Raw genomic sequence first — 16,200 nt, 5'->3', positions numbered from 1 at the left:
GAAGCGGGGAGGCATATGGGCACCCTGGTGCGCCGTATTGGGGTGATCATGCTTGTCCTGGCCGCCTCCCTGCTGGGGGTTGCGGCCCCAAGTGATGCCGTGTCCCCGTCAGCCGTCATCGTGGAGGACACAGCGGGGGTGCTTGACCGGAATACGCTGGTCCCCGCCGTCGAACGGATCCAGTTTTACGAGCCCACCCGTGTTGCTGTCTTTACCTACAACGGAAAGGCTGAGGACAACCTCAATGAAGAGGTCCTGAGGTTCGCACGCTCCAGGCACCCTGAGTGGATCAGCGCCGACGGACAGAAGTGGGCCGATGGGCTGTTCATTTTCGCGCTTGACCCGGTGGGCCGCCACGTGGGCACCTATATGGGGGAGGACCGGAAAGTGTCGCTCGAGCAGCGCAGCGATATCCAGGAGGCCTCAAAGGAACTGTTCCGGGACGCGCAGTGGACCGACGGTACTGTGGCCGGCATTCGCCGTGCCGCCGAACTCATCAACCAGCCCTGGTACCGGTCCGCCGCATTCCTGATCACCGCCTGGGTCACCGGGGGACTTGCGGCCCTTGGGGCAGCGGCGTGGTTGATTGTGCGGGCGGTGACCAGGGCTGCCTGCCGCAAACAAATCGAACGGGGGGACCGGAGCTACTCCAACGTCAGCATGGACCTGGACGTCACGGAACTGAACGCCGGGACCATCCCCGAATCATCCCGCTACGGCAGCAGGGTCCTGGAGAAACACCGCACCTTCCTGACCCGCTATGCCGCCGCCACGGAACTCTCCAACCAGGTGCACGCCCTGGCCAAACGGTCCCTCAGCAGGCGGAAAAACCTCAAGCTTGCCCGCCAGTTCGCGGACAGCGCCGCCGAGCTGGATGCCCTGGATGATGTCATCGCCGACAGCAACGCCCTGTTGAACCGTGCCGACACATGGCCTACCGCCTGGGACCGGCAGCTTGCCCCGCTCCGCAAGGACCTGGCCGGCCTTGAGCAACTCCTGGCCAAGCGCCACGGGCAGGGGGACTCGGCCACCGCCTCGGCGCTTCGTTCCTTCCGCGACGAAAGCCTGCGGAACATTGAACGCTGGACCTCGGAACTGGCAGATGGCCGGATCACGCCGGAAGATGCGCTGGACCGGCTCTACGAGGCGCGGTCTCGGCTCTCGGAGCTGCTGGAGAACCATGCGGAAACAGTCATTCAGGGATTCGCCAGGAATGAGCGCGAGGCAAGGGTGATGCGCGAGCAGATGCAGACGGCCCACGAGGGCCTGGACCACCGCAGGCGGCGGAGCTATGAGCCGAGCATCCTGGGCACGGTGTACCCGTCGTACCAGTTTTTCTCCGTGGCTACCTTCAACTCCGGCTTTAATACGGGCGTCAGCAGCGTCAATTCCGCGAGGGGCGGCGGCAGCACCACAGGGTACGGCAGCAGCGGCGGAAGCTTCTCCGGTTCGGGCAGTTCCTCGAGCTTCTGATGACCGGGGCTTTGGCCGCCGCCGTCCTCCACCCTAGGCGGCGCCCAGGGAGCCAAGCCTGTGCGGCCCGCGCCGGACCGCGTGCCGCGCGTGCGGGATGGTGCTGCGGGCAACGTTCGGCGGCGGTGAAGGTATGTCCCGGATCAGGCCGGTTCCCGCACATTCCCGTACCTCTTCGATGGCCGCGGCCGCCGCCCGTTTGTCTGCGAATTGTCCGGATACCGCCAGTACGTGTCCATCAGGCATCACAAGCCGGAACCGGATCTGTGAATCTTCATCGACAAACAGTTCGAACGTACCTGCCATAAGCCTTGCTCTCCTCTAGCGTCCCGCCTCCGTTGATGAGGCTGCATGCCGGCCGACACCGGGCGCGGCAAACCCGGATGCACAACCCCAGCGTGGTGCTTCCGGCCCAGACCACCATCTCAGAGGACCGCGGCGTGCTATTAGGGACCAAAGACCCTGATCGCCGGCTCCGGGGATGCTAGCGATGGCAGGATGCCCCGAAGTTCCGTGCCGAAGGGCCCTGTCCCATTAAGCCGGGCCGCGGAAGACTGGGGAGTTCACGATGGTTGCGGTTCCCGGAGGACGACATGACGACAGATGCACCTCGACCTGGCCGCCCAGGCAAACCAGCTCCCGGATCCGCAGGTCCCGGTCCCGAGGAGCGGCTCCGGATAGAGCTGGAGGACGCCGCATCGCGCAAGTGGTGGGCGCGGATCCTGTACACGCTGGGCTCACAGTACGGGCGGACGCAACTGCAGTTTGTGGCCAGGACCGGGGACGGACGCGGGCTCTATGCCAGCGATACGTTTCCCGGTCCGCCGCTGAACCCGACACCTCCCGAAGAGGCGTGGGCTCCCGGCATGCAGGCCAGCCTCAGCCAGCTCCGCCGGGAGCTGGCCCGCGACGGGTGGTCCGAAACCAGCCGCGGCGTGCAGCCCTGGGACCTCACCTTCAGTCGCGGCCCCGGAAGATAATGCAGGACCAGGCCCCGGGGCGGCCGAAACCCTGGCGGACTCAGTCCACCGGCCAGATGACCCTGGTCTGCCACGTGGCCGGATCCGGCTGCTGCTCCGGATCGGTCAGGTAGTACTCCCACATGGTGTCGGCAGGGGCAGCGCCCTCGGCTTCCATCCGTTCGCGGATGGCATCGTACGTGCTGCCGAGGGTGTCGTAAGGGCCCGTGTGGATGGCCTCGAACGCGTCAGTATCGGGAAGCGCGCCGCGGGCCACCTCGCCTGTTCCCTGGAAGTTCCCGGCGACGGGGAACCCGGCTTCGACGTCCACCGTGGCGCCGGGAATGCCGTGGTAAAGCGCGAACGGCGGTCCTGCCGGGCTGACGCCCTGCGTTTGCACCGCGGCCATCACCGCACCGAAGGCCCGGCTGAAGAAGCTCGTCAGAGCGTCCATGGGAACCCGTTCACGGACCACGGCGACGGGTTGTTCGGTGACATGGATCTTTCGCGGCTGCTGGCCATTTTCAGTCATGCCCCCAGCCTTGCCATCCCGCGGCCAACGTGACAGGGCCATAGGACTCTAATGGGCATGCCAGGTCAGGCCGCAGCCTCATACGCTTCGAGCAGCCAACCGCGGACCTCGGCATCGAGTTGGGAACTGTCCGTGAGCTCCAGATGGTGCATCCAGGTTCCTTTCGCCGGGTGGACGACCTGCTTGAAGCGCGGCGAGCCCAGGTTCCGCGGCAGCGCGAGGGACAGGACCAGCGGAACCGGGGAATTCACGTAGACCCCGGGCCGCCACAGGTAGGCGTAGCCCCGGCGCCGGCGGAACGAGATTTGGCTCTTTCCGACCCGGACATCATGGGGGCCCAGTTCCGCCGCCATCCGCTCCGCTGCCTGGTAGAGCCCAAGGGCGTCCGGAGCGCCGGCGAAGAACCGCTCTACCGTCCACGGTTGCAAAGTAACAGCGTCCCCGCCTATGCAGTACCGTTGCCCGCCCCGGCCGCAAGTCCGGCGGCCCAGGCTGCAGCCCGCTCGGCCTCACCGTCGACCAGCGGGCCCTCGCTGCCTTTGACGTAGAAAGCCATGGGTCCGCCAACGATGCTGGCACCTGCCTCCGTCAGTGCCTTCGTCATCTTCCTGGCAGCGTCGCCGTGGATGAACAGCTTCACCCTCGTATCGAAGGCTGCTGCCTTCACCCCGGCGAGTCCCCGGCGCCCGAGGTCTGCCAGCGTTTCGGTGATCCGGGCAGTCGGCTTCCAGCCGTTGATGGGGCTGCCGACGACGAGCAGGTCACCCGGGTGCAGGGCGTCGGCATCAAAACCGTCAACGTGAACAGCGGCCGCGTCCCGCCCCAGGCGCGATGCCATCGCCTCGGCGATGGTCCGGGTGTTTCCATACGCGGAGTCATAGAGGACGACGGCTTTCATGGAGGCTCCCGGTCCGGTTAGGCGGCATGTTGCCCCTCAACCATGCTCCCGGGGCCGCCGGCGGGGCAGGGCCAAAGGTCATGCCGCCGGCCGGGGCCTAATGCCCTAGCCGTACTGCCGGCATCAGGATAGTTTCAGTCTTATGTGTGAGGACCGCTACCGCCCATGTTGAAAGTGTCCTGAATGAGAAAGCAGGCCGTCCCGCCTGCGGCAACCGCCGGCAGCGTTGAGGTCGAGGAACGCGTCGGCTCGCCCGTGCAGAAGGTGTGGGGCTTCCTCCGGCGGTATCCCGTCGTCGCGCTGACCTGCCTGGTACTCCTTGCCGCCCTGGTGCTGCTGCAGTTTGGGCTGGAACTGCAGGTCCGCGTGCTCGCCTCGGCCTACGCTGCCATCATCGTGGTGGCGCGGGCGGCCGGCATGGTCCGGTCGTTGCGGGAGGGACGCTGGGGCATCGACCTGCTGGCCCTGATGGCGGTTGCAAGCACGGTGGCCGTGGGTGAGTACCTCGCGGCCCTGGTGGTGATCCTGATGCTCACCGGCGGGGAGGCACTGGAAAACTTTGCCCAGGGACGCGCCGCGCGTGAATTGCGGTCCCTGCTGGACCGGGCTCCCCGCTTTGCCCACAGGGAAAGTACCGACACAGTCCTGGAGGACACCCCGATAGGCGAGGTGGTGCCCGGGGACGTGCTGGTGGTCCGCCCCTCCGAGCTGGTACCTGTTGACGGCGAACTCCTGTCCGATTCAGCAAGCATGGACGAATCATCGCTGACGGGGGAGAGCCTGCCGGTGGAGCGCACCAAGGGGGAGCTGCTGCTGAGTGGTTCGGTGAACGGCGTGGCCGCCATCCGCATGCGGGCGGCCGCCACCGCGGCTGACTCCCAGTACAGCCGGATCATCGCCCTGGTGGAGGAAGCGTCCAATAGCCGTGCGCCGGTAGTCCGGCTCGCTGACCGCTACGCGGTGCCCTTTACCCTCCTCGCCCTGGCCATGGCCGGGGCCGGCTGGTTCCTGTCAGGTGAGCCGCTCCGCTTTGCCCAGGTGCTGGTGGTGGCCACCCCGTGCCCGCTCCTGATCGCAGCGCCGGTGGCATTCCTGGCTGGGACCAGCCAGGCCGCCCACAAGGGCATCATCATCAAGAACACCAGAAGCCTGGAGCAGCTTGCCAAGGCGCAGACAGCAGTGTTCGACAAGACTGGAACACTCACCTCCGGCCGCCCGGTCCTGGACGGGATCCAGGTGGCGCCGGGCCCGGGGGAAGCCCTTGGCAGCCGGAAGATCCTGCAGCTGGCGGCCTCCGCCGAGCAGTATTCCTCCCACGTGCTGGCAGCATCCGTGATCGAAGCCGCCAAGGCAGCGAACATTGAACTGCTGCAGGTGCAGCAGGCGACCGAAAACGCCACGCATGGGGTTGAAGCTGTCTGCGACGGCCAGCAGGTGGTGGTGGGAAAAGCCGCCCTGATCCGCAGTTCGGCCAGCGGATACCGGGAAGCAGCAGTCCAGAGTGGCCAGTTGGCAGTCCACGTGGCGGTCAACGGCGAGTACGCGGGTGCACTGATCATGAAGGACCCGTTGCGCCGCAACGCCGTGGACACCCTGGCGCGCCTGCACAGGCTGGGCGTGCGGAACACCATGCTGCTGACCGGTGATGCCCACGCGACGGCTGCCCACATCGCCGAGGAAGCGGGAATGGGCCACGTCCAGGCCGAATGCCTTCCGGAGGACAAGGTCAACACGGTTGCGGCCATCCTGGAACGACCCGTCCTGATGGTGGGTGACGGCGTCAACGATGCCCCGGTCCTTGCCGCCGCCGACGTTGGGATCGCCATGGGTGCCAAGGGGGCCACCGCGGCCAGCGAGTCCGCGGACGTGGTGATCATGCTCGATGAGCTGTCCAAGGTGGCCCTGGCCGTGGCCATTGGAAAGCGGACCGTGGCTGTGGCCCTGGTAAGTATCTGGACTGGGATCGGGCTCAGCCTCATCCTGATGGCCATCGCCATGACGGGTTTCATTCCCGCTGTTGCCGGTGCCCTCCTGCAGGAGGTGGTTGACCTGGCCACCATCCTGAACGGACTCAGGGCATTGCGCGGAGCGGACGAGGCACGGCAACGCGGTTGATGCCGGCTTCCTTCCGCCAGGCCTGCCCGGAGCGGGAGGTGGTGTGGCCGCCGGGCATGACTTTTGGCCCTTCCCAGCGCCGCCCGCAGCCGGGATTGTGGTGTCCATGAACGCAGAAACAGGGGCCAAACCCGTCATTGTAGGTGTGGACGGATCCGAATACTCCTCCGCAGCCCTGCGCTATGCGGGCACGCTGGCAGCCCGCCTGGGCACGCGGCTGGAAGTCATTTCATGTGTCGGAATGCCGGACTACCTGGTGATGTCCCGCCTGGAAGGGGCGGACCGGCAGTTCACCGCCAGGCTTGAGGACGCCGCCGGCCGCCTGGTCGAAGATGCCCTGGGCCGGGCCTTCTCCGGGGAACGGCCCGAAAACATCGACGTGACCATCAAGTTCGGCCCTCCGGCGAAAGTGCTGGTGGAGGAGAGCCGCCGCGCGCAGATGCTGGTTGTTGGAAGGCATGGCGAAGGCGGCCTGCTTAAGTCGTCCATGGGATCGGTGAGCAAGGCGTGCGCGGCCCACTCCACCTGCCCGGTGCTCCTGGTGGGCCAGGAGGCGGACGCTGTGTGAGGACTGCGGAGGGCCTGAGCTCCGAACGGGCAGCGCAACTCCTGAAGCAGGCGGGCCCCAACCAGCTCCCGGCGGAGAAACCCGTCCCGCAATGGCGAAAGCTGTGGGGGGAGATGACGCACTTCTTCGCCCTCATGCTGTGGTGCGCCGCCGCGCTGGCATTCGTTGCGGACATGCCGCAGCTGGCCGTGGCGATCATCGTCGTCGTCATTGTCAACGGGGTGTTCGCCCACATCCAGCAGGAACGCGCCCAGCATGCCGCCGTCAGGCTGCGCGGCCTGCTGCCCGCCGACGTGGTGGTGCGGCGGGACGGGACGGTGCGCAAGGTCCACGCCAGCGAGCTGGTGGTTGACGACGTGGTGCTGCTCAGTGCCGGTGACCGTGTGCCTGCAGACATGGTCCTGCTGTCAGCATCGGCCTGCGAAATGGATGAATCCATGCTGACGGGCGAAAGCGAGCCAGTGCCGAAAGCCGCAGGTGACGCGGCGTGGGGCGGTACCTTCCTGGTCAACGGCTACGGAGAGGCCGCCGTGTCCGCCACGGGAGCCAGGACCAGGCTGGCCGGAATTGCCGCACTCACCAGCGGAGCGGTTCCTCCTCCTACGCCGCTGTCCCTGGAACTGCGGCGGATTGTCCGCGTTACTGCGGGCATGGCGCTGGGTATCGCAGCGATCTTCTTCCTGGCGTCGCTGCTGGTGGGCTTTCAGTGGCGGGATTCCTTCCTGTTCTCGATCGGCGTGGCCGTGGCCCTGGTCCCGGAAGGGCTCCTGCCCACTGTCACGCTGTCCCTGGCCATGGGTGCCCAGCGCATGGCGTCCCGCAACGGCCTGGTCCGCAACCTTGAAGCCGTGGAAACCCTGGGGTCAACCACCTTCATCTGCACCGACAAAACCGGGACCCTGACGCAGAACCGAATGAACGCCGTCGAGGTCTTCACCCTGGAAGGGGCCGTCCATGTGACGGGCCAGGGGTATGACCCGGACGCGCACATCGAGGGCCGGGGAACGGCCAGGGCGGCCCAGGCGGCGCTCGCCGCCCGCACCGCTTCACAGGGCAGGGCCGAGCTGCACGATGGACAGTGGCGTGCACAGGGTGACCCGATGGAAGCTGCCGTGGACGTGCTGGCCCGCCGGCTGACAGGCACCGGGTCCGGGCCCGCGGCATCGCGCCGGCTGCCGTTCGATCCGGTGCGGCGCAGGGAGTCTGCCCTTGTGGGGCCCGAGCTGTTCTGCAAGGGTGCCCCCGAAACCGTGCTCCCACTGTGCGAATCCGTGCCGGGTCAGGTCAAGGAACAGGTAGAGGTGATGGCAACGCGTGGCCTGCGCGTCATTGCGGTGGCACGGCGGCGTCTCGGGGGAGCACCCGAAACCTGGCAGACCAGCCCTGCCGCAGAACTTGAAACGGACATGGAACTCCTGGGCCTGATCGGACTGCAGGATCCGCCCCGGCCGGATGTGGGCAACGTCATCCGAACGGCGCGGCAGGCGGGCCTGAAGGTCGCCATGATCACCGGCGACCACCCTGCCACGGCGGCAGCGATCGCCCGGCAGATCGGCCTTGCCGGAACGCCTGAATACGTGTTGGAAGGCGCAGACCTTCCGGAGGACGAGCAAATACTCGGCGCACTCCTGGACCGTGACGGAGTGGTGGTCAGCCGGGTCTCGCCCGAACAGAAGCTCCGCGTGGCCAAGGCGCTGCAGGCCCGTGGGCATGTGGTGGCCATGACCGGCGACGGCGTCAACGATGGCCCGGCCCTTCGCGAAGCCGACATCGGCGTGGCCATGGGGCGGAGCGGAACTGACGTGGCGCGGGAGGCCGCGGATTTGGTCCTCCTGGACGACCATTTCGCCACCATCGTGGCAGCCATCGAACAAGGAAGGGCAACCTACGCCAACATCCACCGGTTCCTCACCTACCATCTCACCGACAACGTGGCGGAGCTGACTCCCTTTGTCATCTGGGCGCTCTCCGGCGGCCAGTTCCCGCTTGCCCTCGGTGTCCTTCAAATCCTTGCCCTGGACATTGGCACCGACCTGCTGCCCGCGCTGGCCCTTGGCGCCGAACCGCCCGGCCGGCGTGTTTTGGCGCGTCCGCCCGAACGCCGGCACCTGATGGACCGGCAACTGATCATCCGTGTCTTCTGCATCCTGGGTCCCACGGAGGCCGCCATGGAAATGGCCGTCTTCTCCGTTGTCCTCGCTGCCGGCGGGTGGATCCGGGGGCAGGTTCCCCAGCCCGGGCTCCTCATGGCTGCCTCCGGCGCCGCCTTTACCGCCGTGGTCCTGGGACAGCTGGCCAACGCCTTTGCCTGCCGGAGCGCCACCGTGCCGCCCTGGAAGCTGGGATGGGGTACCAACCGGCTTCTGGTATGGGCAGTTCTTGCGGAACTGGCCATCCTTGCGGTGTGCCTGTTCCTGCCCTACCTTGCCACGCTGTTGGGCCAGGCCCCGCCGCCTCCCCTGGGCTTCCTCCTGGCACTTCTCGCGGCCCCCGCTGTCCTTCTTGCAGACTGGATCCACAAAGCGGCCCGGGCGCGCCTGCGGCGGAGCTAGGACCAAAGACTCTGCCTGCCCCGGCGCCACGAAGGCCAGAATCGAGCCATGACCGCCGCTGCAGAAACGTCCCTGGCCGATGTCAGCGTCAAATGGCTTGAAGAAACCGGGATCGCGGACATCCCTTCCGTAGGTGGAAAGAACGCCTCCCTGGGGGAGTTGAGCCGTGCGCTGCAGCCGGCAGGAGTCCGGGTTCCGGAAGGGTTCGCCACCACGGCCACCGCCTACCGCGCTTTCCTTGCTGCCAACAGCCTGGAGCCCCGGATCAGGAAGCACATGGAGGACCACCGCGCCGGGGCAGCAACACTTCGGCAGGCCGGGGCGGCGATCCGCGAACTGTTCCTGCAGGCCACCTTCCCGGCGGACATTACTGCCGACATCCAGGAGCACTACCGGGCCCTTTGCCAACGCACCGGGCAAGACCAAGTGGCGGTTGCGGTCCGCAGCAGTGCCACGGCCGAGGACCTCCCGGACGCCAGTTTCGCCGGCCAGCAGGAAACCTTCCTGAACGTGGCCGGGGAGCGCGCCGTCCTGGAGGCGTGCCGGCGCTGCTACGCCTCCCTGTTCACGGACCGTGCCATCAGCTACCGCGAAATGAAGGGTTACGACCACCTCGACGTTGCCCTGTCCGTTGGAGTGCAGCGGATGGTCCGCTCGGACCTTGGCGCATCAGGGGTGATGTTTTCGATCGACACGGAGTCCGGCTTTCCCGGCGTGGTGGTCATCAGCGCCGCCTGGGGGCTGGGGGAGACGGTGGTCCAGGGCACCATCAACCCGGACAAGTACCAGGTGTTCAAGCCGCTCCTTGCAGACCGGCGCTTCAGCCCCGTGATCGAGCGGCAAGTCGGTGCCAAGGAACGTAAAATGGTGTACAGCCGCGGTGGCGATGCCAGGACCATGATGGTGGAGACGACCGGGCGGGAGCAGAGCTCACGGGTACTGGATGACCGCGAGATTGTCCTGTTGGCCCGCTGGGCCGTCGCGGTGGAGGAACATTACGGCCGGCCCATGGATATGGAGTGGGCCAAGGACGGGGTCACCGGGGAACTCTTCATGGTGCAGGCACGGCCGGAGACCGTCCAGGCCCGCCGGAGCACATCAACTTTCCGGACCTACCACCTTGCAGGGCCCGGGAAGGTCCTGGTCACCGGCGCCGCCATCGGAGATTCGATCGCGCGCGGCCAGGCGTGCGTGGTGCGGGATGCCAAGGACATCGAATCATTCGTGGACGGCTCCGTGCTGGTCACCCGGATGACGGACCCGGACTGGGTTCCCGTCATGAAGCGGGCCGCGGGCATCATCACGGACCACGGCGGCACAACCAGCCACGCCGCCATTGTCAGCCGCGAACTGGGCGTGCCCGCAGTGGTGGGAACGCGCAACGCCACAGAGGTCCTTCCCGACGGCGGCCAGGTCACCCTGTCCTGCGCGGAAGGCGAAGAGGGCCGCGTCTACGAAGGGCTGCTGGAGTTCTCCGTGGAGGACGTGGACATGCACGCCCTCCCGGCCACCCGCACGGACGTGATGATCAACATCGCCAGCCCGGCCGCCGCGTTCAAGTGGTGGCGGCTGCCTGCGGACGGCGTAGGCCTGGCCCGGATGGAGTTCATCATCAACAACCTGATCCGCATCCACCCCATGGCCCTGGTCCATCCGGAACGGGTGTCAGACCCCCAGGAGGCCGCGCTCATCCGGCAGCTCACCAGCGGCTACCAGGACCCGCAGGAGTACTTCATCGACGTGCTGGCCACGGGGATCGCCAAGATCGCCGCCCCCTTCCATCCCAAACCGGTGATCGTCCGGTTGAGCGACTTCAAGAGCAACGAGTACAGCCACCTGATCGGCGGCAGCGCTTTCGAACGTCCCGAGGAAAACCCCATGCTGGGGTTCCGCGGCGCCTCCCGCTACTACAGCAACGCCTACCGGGAAGGATTCGCGCTGGAGTGCAAGGCCCTCAAACGCGTCCGGGAGCAGGCCGGGTTCGGCAACGTGATTGTCATGGTCCCCTTCTGCCGCACCGTGCGGGAAGCGGACCAGGTCATCCAGGCCATGGAAGAGCACGGGCTGGTCCGCGGCGCCGAAGGGCTCCAGCTCTACATGATGTGTGAGATCCCATCCAACGTGGTCCTGGCAGAGGAATTCGCCAAGCGTTTTGACGGTTTTTCCATCGGTTCCAACGACCTCACCCAGCTGGTCCTGGGGGTGGACCGCGATTCGGAGGAACTAGCCGGGTTGTTCGATGAGCGGGATCCGGCAGTAATGTCCATGATTGCCCAGGCGATCAGCAAGGCCCATGCCGCCGGCATCAAGATCGGCATCTGTGGACAAGGGCCCAGCAACCATCCGGACCTTGCGGAGTTCCTGGTCAGCCAGGGGATCGATTCGGTGTCCCTGAACCCGGACACGTACGTGCGGACGCTTCCGGTTATTGCGGCAGCAGAGGCGCGGGCTGCCAACGAACAAGCCGTCTGACCCGCTGCCCACGGCATACTGCGTGTCCCCGCGTACTGCCCTGGCGGCCACAGGAAAGTGCCTGGCACCCCAGGGGACAGTCTCCCCGGAAGCCAGGCACCGTCGTCGTACCGTGACTCTGCTCAGCCCCTGGTAATGGGGATCTTGGACGCCCCGGTTGCCTGCACCTGCTCCGGCATGGGAGCCCGCACTTCAAGGACCCCGTCCTTGTATGCAGCCGTTACGTCGTCTTGTTTCACCCCGGTGGGGAGGGGGATCCGCCGGACGAAGGAACCGTAGCGGAACTCGGACCGGTAGCTGTCCTTCTCCTTGTGTTCCTTCTTTTCCTGCCGTTCTCCCTTGATGGTCAGGACACCGTCCGTAACCGTCACGTCCACGTCCTTCTCCGGATCGATGCCGGGCAGCTCTGCCCGCACCACCAGCGTGTTGCCGTCCACCATCTCTTCGACCCTGATGGCGGAGGACCCCAGGTCACCCTCGAAAAGCCGTTCGATGACATCGATGGGGGAGCGGCGGTTATCAAACCATTTCATCAGGTCAGTCATTCTTGCCTCCTGCTCATGTGGAAGCCGGACCATCGCGTTGCCCGGCACTTCCACCATCCCCTTTCGATGAATCCGGCTCCAGAGGCAAAGGTCCCAGCCCCGTTCGGCCGTGACCCGCCGGTGGCCGGCGGGTCAGGCGGCCAACCAGTTCGATGGCCAGGCACCCTGCCAGGGCAACTGCAACCGAGACGGCCAGCAGTCCGGCGGGCGGCCACTCAACCCGGAAGAAGTCCTGCGTTAAGGGAACGCTGAACAACAGGACCAGCCCCGCGTACATCCCGGCAAGGATCAACACCTTGATCCGGTTGAGGGGGCGTGATGCCATCACCAGGATCCACGCGGCCACCAGACCGAGTGTCACCGTTGCCGCGGACTGGGCGGACTCAAGGCTGTGGCCGCCCCACAACTGCCCGTACGCGCTGACCGCCAGGACACACAGGGCCGTGCAGATGCCTGCCGGGACCGCGAAGGCCAGGGCACGCCTCAGGAACCCGGGGGCATAACGCTGGCCGCCGGGCTGCAGGGCAAGGAAGAACGCCGGCAGGCCGATGGTCAGTCCGTCCAGTGCGGACAGCTGCCGGGGCAGGAACGGGAAGGCCAGCAACAGGACGCCGGTCACCACGGAGATGACCGTGGCGTAGACAGTCTTGCTCAGGAAGACCAGGGAGACGCGCTCAATGTTGCTGATGGCCCGGCGCCCCTCGTCCACCACCGCCGGCAGCCGTTCAAAGCGCCCGTCCAGGAGGACCATGCGGGCCACGGCCTTGGTCGCGGGGGAGGCCGAGTCCATGGCGATCCCCAGATCCGCATCCTTAAGTGCCAGGACGTCGTTCACCCCGTCCCCGGTCATTGCCACCGTGTGCCCCCGCCGCTTCAGGGCCTGGATCAGGTCCCGTTTCTGGGATGGGGTCACACTTCCAAAGAGGCTTTGCGACTCCACCGTTTCCTCCAGCAGCAGCGGATCCCGGGGAAGCGTGCGTGCGTCATAGGCAACCCCGGTTCCAAAACCAACCCCGCGCGCAAGCGCTGCCACGGTCCGGGGATCGTCACCGGAAATGATCTTGACGGTCACCCCCTGCCGGCGGAAGTAGTCGAGGGTGGAGGCGGCGTCCCGGCGGATGCTCTCCCGGAAGGTCAGCAGCATGACCGGCACCAGCCCGGTCGGCAGGCCTGCCTCTGCGGGGCCCGGCGGCAGCGGCGCCGGGAGGTGCGCCAGCACCAGGGTCCGCAGGCCGGTGGAAGCGAGGGCCGCCGCCCTGGCGTGCGCATCAGCAGAGTCAGCGGACCCGAGGACCGTATCCGGCGCTCCCAGGACCCACGTCCCGGAGGCGGCGGAGCCCGGTGCGAACGTCACCGAACTCCACTTCCGGGCGGAGGAGAACGGGACGGAATCCTGCTCCTGCAGCGGAACCCGCACGGGAAAGGCCGCGCCGATGGCTGCAGCGGTGCTGCTGGCCTCAGCATTGGCACCAAACCATTCCACCGCCGGCCGCCACCCGGACGCAGGAACCGTTCCGGCCTCATGGACGGCGTCAAACACCACGGAGCCGGAGGACAGGGTGCCGGTTTTATCCAGGCAGAGGACATCCACCCGTGCCAATACCTCCACGGCGGCGAGTTCCTGGACCAGGACCTTCTGGCGGGCGAGCCGGAGGCCGCCCACGGCAAAGGCCACGCTTGTCATCAGGAGCAGGCCCAAGGGGATCATGGCCATGATCCCGGCAACAGCTCCTACAACGGCCGGTATCCACCGCCCCGATCCCATGGCTCCAGCCCATCCGCCCTGGTCCTGCATTTGCGCATTCGTGAGCAGCAGTGCGGTGGGCAGCAACAGCCAGGTGATGACGGTAAAGACTTTCTCCAGGCCCCTGCGGATCTCTGACCTGACAAGGGAGAACCGCCGTGCCTCGGCTGCCAGCCGGTAAGCGAAGGTGTCGGGTCCCACGCGGAGCACTCTGGCCCGGCCGCTGCCGGTGAGGATCAGCGAGCCGGACAGCAGCACGGCACCGCCGGCTTTGGGAACGGGTTCCGACTCGCCCGTCAGCAGGGATTCGTCCACCTCAAGCGGTGCCCCGCCAAGAAGCTCCAGGTCTGCCGTTACCTGGTCCCCGGCATTGAGCACCACCAGGTCGTCAGGGACCAGTTCGTCCGAGGAGACGACTTCCCTGGCCCCGTTCCTGACCACCGTGTTCCGGGCGGCCTGCAGAATGGCAAGCTGGTCAAGGGAACGCTTTGCCCGGTACTCCTGGATGATCCCGATCAGCGAATTGCTGATGGCGGACAAGCCGAACAGCGCATCACGCCACTGGCCAAGGACCAGCAGGAGGATGAAGCAGCCTCCCACCACGCCGTTGAACAGGGTGAACACGTTCGCCTGGACAATCTCCCAGGCGCTCCTGCTGGTTGCCGTTGGCACGCTGTTGACACGGCCGGCGGCAGTGCGCTCCCGCACTTCTGCGGTGGAGAGTCCGTCCCGGGGATGGCTCACGTCCAGTCCCGGGACCGGTCTCCCGTTGTCCCCGGCGATTGTCATGATGTGGCCAGGCAGCTGACCCGGTCAGTCGGCGTGCTGCTGCTTGTGCACCCGGGTGATCACGGTGGGGCACGGCGGCTGCGACAGCACTGCGTGTGCCGTGGATCCCAGGACGAACCTTTCGAAGCCACCCTTTCCGCGGCTGCCCAGGACCAGCAGCCGGGCGCCGGATGCAGCACGGATCAGGGCGTCCGCCGGCTCAAGAACGGTCTCCATCCTGGTGTTGACCACGAGGTCCGGATAGTCCTGCCGGAGGCCCGCCTCAGTTTCGGCGAGCACGATCTGTTCCTCCTCGACGACGTGGGTGGCGAAACTGCTCTGCGGCAGCCCTGCCGCAATCCAGCGGTTGGGGCCGGTGAAGGCATATAGGACGGTCAGCTCCTCGCCCAGTGCGTCAGCCTCCGCGGCCGCAAAAGCCACTGCCTGTGTTGCTTCACGCGAGCCATCCACGCCCACCACGATGCCGCGGCCTGCCTCCTGGGCGTCGCCGATGACGGCCACCGGGCACTCCGCGGTGGCGGCGGCCTGGAGGGCCCGGTCCGTCAGGGCGCCGCGCGTGTGGCCGCTGGTGCCCAGGACGAGCATGGAGGCATTCCTGGAATAGTCGCCCAGGGCTGCCCCGATGCCTCCTTCGAGCAGTTGGAGGGTTACCTGCAGTCCGGGTTCGGCTGCGGTGGCTTTTTCACCGGCCTCCTTCAACAGCGCCAGCCCCGATTCACGCAGGACTTCAAGGTAGGGGAGCACTTCGGCGGCCATCCAGCGGTCGTCCACCACATTTACGACGGCGAGGGGGCACTTGAGCCTGTTGGCCCGGGCAGCTGCCCACAACAGGGCGGCGTTGGAGGCCGAAGTATTGGTGATGCCGACGGCGATTGGCTTGGCAGTTGCCATGGGGGACCATCCTTAGGGGGTGCTGGAGAAGGGGTGTGGTACGGACGTGGAGCGGAGCCGGATGACGTTGCCCTGACCGGCCCGCCTGGTCCGCGTTGGCCTGATCAGCGTTGGCCAGTCGGCGCTGGGCTAGTGGGCGCTGGGTCAGTCGGCGCTGGGCTCCCGGGCCGGCCACCAATGGGTCGGCGCCGCGATGACGAACCTCCGGCCGCTGATATCCTGCGGCGTGATCCGGATCAGGACATTTTTTTGGCCGGGTTGCCAGGGGGACAAGCCCGCCTCCATGGCGTCCTGGACTTCCTCCGCATCGGTTACAACCTTGGCGTGCCCCTTGATGATGACGCTCCAGGCGATGGTGCCGTACTGGTTCATTCCGTCCGCCTCGACGGCTACCACTTTCCGGTCGGCAAGGGAGGCGAGCTTTGTTCCCTGGCCGGTACGAATGAGCAGTGTGCCGTTGGTGGGGACAAAATTCACCGGATAGTTTTCCACTGCGTCCCCCTCGGAGAAGGCGATCCTGCAGAGGGAAGTTGAACGAAGGTATCGCCAGCAATCGTGGACGCCGAGTTCCTTGATGTCAGGTTCTGTGGCTGCGGTATTCATGGCCGTAGCCTAGGACCGGCAAACCTCCCGGGGATAGGGAAGAAGGTCCCGCGCCAGCA

Annotated in this window: 14 protein-coding genes; 6 read left to right on the top strand and 8 right to left on the bottom strand. The window is 66.6% G+C overall.

The annotated features are described in order from the left end of the window. Positions 1 to 15 precede the first annotated feature (15 nt). Entirely contained in the window at positions 16 to 1,473 is a 1,458-nt protein-coding gene (locus LDO14_RS11040; RefSeq protein WP_223991731.1) for a DUF5129 domain-containing protein, read from the top strand. Positions 1,474 to 1,506: 33 nt separating this feature from the next. On the opposite strand, the gene LDO14_RS11035 is transcribed toward LDO14_RS11040, so the two are convergent. Continuing rightward, positions 1,507 to 1,779, bottom strand: coding sequence for a DUF1508 domain-containing protein (locus tag LDO14_RS11035; RefSeq protein ID WP_018769400.1), 273 nt, complete (start codon positions 1,777 to 1,779; stop codon positions 1,507 to 1,509). A gap of 287 nt (positions 1,780 to 2,066) precedes the next feature. On the opposite strand from LDO14_RS11035, the gene LDO14_RS11030 reads away from it, so the two are divergent. Next, positions 2,067 to 2,453 carry a hypothetical protein gene (locus LDO14_RS11030; protein WP_223991729.1) on the top strand — a complete coding sequence of 129 codons (387 nt, stop codon included), beginning with the start codon at positions 2,067 to 2,069 and terminating at the stop codon, positions 2,451 to 2,453. A gap of 40 nt (positions 2,454 to 2,493) precedes the next feature. Here the strand turns inward: LDO14_RS11030 and LDO14_RS11025 are convergent, their stop codons facing one another. From LDO14_RS11025 to LDO14_RS11015, 3 genes are all read right to left on the bottom strand, one after another. Continuing rightward, a complete protein-coding gene (locus tag LDO14_RS11025) occupies positions 2,494 to 2,964 on the bottom strand; it encodes a GyrI-like domain-containing protein (protein ID WP_223991727.1) in 471 nt (156 codons plus the stop codon). A gap of 65 nt (positions 2,965 to 3,029) precedes the next feature. Beyond that, the gene (locus LDO14_RS11020; protein WP_223991725.1) at positions 3,030 to 3,392 is read right to left on the bottom strand and encodes a DUF5655 domain-containing protein; all 363 of its coding nucleotides are present in this window, start codon (positions 3,390 to 3,392) and stop codon (positions 3,030 to 3,032) included. A gap of 17 nt (positions 3,393 to 3,409) precedes the next feature. Beyond that, positions 3,410 to 3,862, bottom strand: a complete 453-nt coding sequence (locus LDO14_RS11015; RefSeq protein ID WP_056390564.1) for a flavodoxin domain-containing protein — start codon at positions 3,860 to 3,862, stop codon at positions 3,410 to 3,412. A 183-nt stretch (positions 3,863 to 4,045) separates the two neighbouring features. Here LDO14_RS11015 and LDO14_RS11010 point away from each other — a divergent pair, with 183 nt between their 5' ends. The 4 genes from LDO14_RS11010 to ppsA all read left to right on the top strand — a co-directional run bounded on the left by LDO14_RS11010 (position 4,046) and on the right by ppsA (position 11,569). After that, positions 4,046 to 5,977 carry a heavy metal translocating P-type ATPase gene (locus LDO14_RS11010; protein WP_223991723.1) on the top strand — a complete coding sequence of 644 codons (1,932 nt, stop codon included), beginning with the start codon at positions 4,046 to 4,048 and terminating at the stop codon, positions 5,975 to 5,977. A 106-nt stretch (positions 5,978 to 6,083) separates the two neighbouring features. After that, the gene (locus tag LDO14_RS11005) at positions 6,084 to 6,545 is read left to right on the top strand and encodes a universal stress protein (RefSeq protein WP_026265787.1); all 462 of its coding nucleotides are present in this window, start codon (positions 6,084 to 6,086) and stop codon (positions 6,543 to 6,545) included. Then, positions 6,542 to 9,097, top strand: coding sequence for a cation-transporting P-type ATPase (locus LDO14_RS11000; RefSeq protein ID WP_223991721.1), 2,556 nt, complete (start codon positions 6,542 to 6,544; stop codon positions 9,095 to 9,097). The genes LDO14_RS11005 and LDO14_RS11000 overlap by 4 nt, the downstream gene beginning before the upstream one ends. A gap of 48 nt (positions 9,098 to 9,145) precedes the next feature. Continuing rightward, positions 9,146 to 11,569 carry a phosphoenolpyruvate synthase gene (ppsA, locus tag LDO14_RS10995; protein ID WP_223991719.1) on the top strand — a complete coding sequence of 808 codons (2,424 nt, stop codon included), beginning with the start codon at positions 9,146 to 9,148 and terminating at the stop codon, positions 11,567 to 11,569. A 122-nt stretch (positions 11,570 to 11,691) separates the two neighbouring features. Here the strand turns inward: ppsA and LDO14_RS10990 are convergent, their stop codons facing one another. From LDO14_RS10990 to LDO14_RS10975, 4 genes are all read right to left on the bottom strand, one after another. After that, entirely contained in the window at positions 11,692 to 12,114 is a 423-nt protein-coding gene (locus tag LDO14_RS10990; protein ID WP_018769391.1) for an Hsp20/alpha crystallin family protein, read from the bottom strand. Positions 12,115 to 12,127: 13 nt separating this feature from the next. Continuing rightward, on the bottom strand, positions 12,128 to 14,602 hold the full coding sequence (locus LDO14_RS10985; RefSeq protein ID WP_346656228.1) for a cation-translocating P-type ATPase: 2,475 nt from the start codon (positions 14,600 to 14,602) through the stop codon (positions 12,128 to 12,130). A gap of 69 nt (positions 14,603 to 14,671) precedes the next feature. Beyond that, entirely contained in the window at positions 14,672 to 15,538 is an 867-nt protein-coding gene (locus LDO14_RS10980) for a universal stress protein (RefSeq protein WP_223991715.1), read from the bottom strand. A 144-nt stretch (positions 15,539 to 15,682) separates the two neighbouring features. Next, the gene (locus LDO14_RS10975) at positions 15,683 to 16,141 is read right to left on the bottom strand and encodes a pyridoxamine 5'-phosphate oxidase family protein (protein ID WP_018769388.1); all 459 of its coding nucleotides are present in this window, start codon (positions 16,139 to 16,141) and stop codon (positions 15,683 to 15,685) included. Positions 16,142 to 16,200: the final 59 nt, after the last annotated feature.

The sequence above is a fragment of the Arthrobacter sp. NicSoilB11 genome (assembly GCF_019977375.1).
Classification (GTDB): Bacteria; Actinomycetota; Actinomycetes; order Actinomycetales; family Micrococcaceae; genus Arthrobacter.
The sequence above is the reverse complement of the archived record's forward strand: the minus strand, read 5'-3'. Positions and strand labels throughout refer to the sequence as shown.

Excerpts from the sequence above, each read along its gene's own strand:
- LDO14_RS10990 (WP_018769391.1), bottom strand. The coding sequence starts at position 12,114 with ATGACTGACCTGATGAAATGGTTTGATAACCGCCGCTCCCCCATCGAT.
- LDO14_RS11030 (WP_223991729.1), top strand. The coding sequence starts at position 2,067 with ATGACGACAGATGCACCTCGACCTGGCCGCCCAGGCAAACCAGCTCCC.
- LDO14_RS11040 (WP_223991731.1), top strand. The coding sequence starts at position 16 with ATGGGCACCCTGGTGCGCCGTATTGGGGTGATCATGCTTGTCCTGGCC.
- LDO14_RS11015 (WP_056390564.1), bottom strand. The coding sequence starts at position 3,862 with ATGAAAGCCGTCGTCCTCTATGACTCCGCGTATGGAAACACCCGGACC.
- LDO14_RS11035 (WP_018769400.1), bottom strand. The coding sequence starts at position 1,779 with ATGGCAGGTACGTTCGAACTGTTTGTCGATGAAGATTCACAGATCCGG.
- ppsA (WP_223991719.1), top strand. The coding sequence starts at position 9,146 with ATGACCGCCGCTGCAGAAACGTCCCTGGCCGATGTCAGCGTCAAATGG.
- LDO14_RS11005 (WP_026265787.1), top strand. The coding sequence starts at position 6,084 with ATGAACGCAGAAACAGGGGCCAAACCCGTCATTGTAGGTGTGGACGGA.
- LDO14_RS11010 (WP_223991723.1), top strand. The coding sequence starts at position 4,046 with ATGAGAAAGCAGGCCGTCCCGCCTGCGGCAACCGCCGGCAGCGTTGAG.
- LDO14_RS11025 (WP_223991727.1), bottom strand. The coding sequence starts at position 2,964 with ATGACTGAAAATGGCCAGCAGCCGCGAAAGATCCATGTCACCGAACAA.
- LDO14_RS10980 (WP_223991715.1), bottom strand. The coding sequence starts at position 15,538 with ATGGCAACTGCCAAGCCAATCGCCGTCGGCATCACCAATACTTCGGCC.
- LDO14_RS10975 (WP_018769388.1), bottom strand. The coding sequence starts at position 16,141 with ATGAATACCGCAGCCACAGAACCTGACATCAAGGAACTCGGCGTCCAC.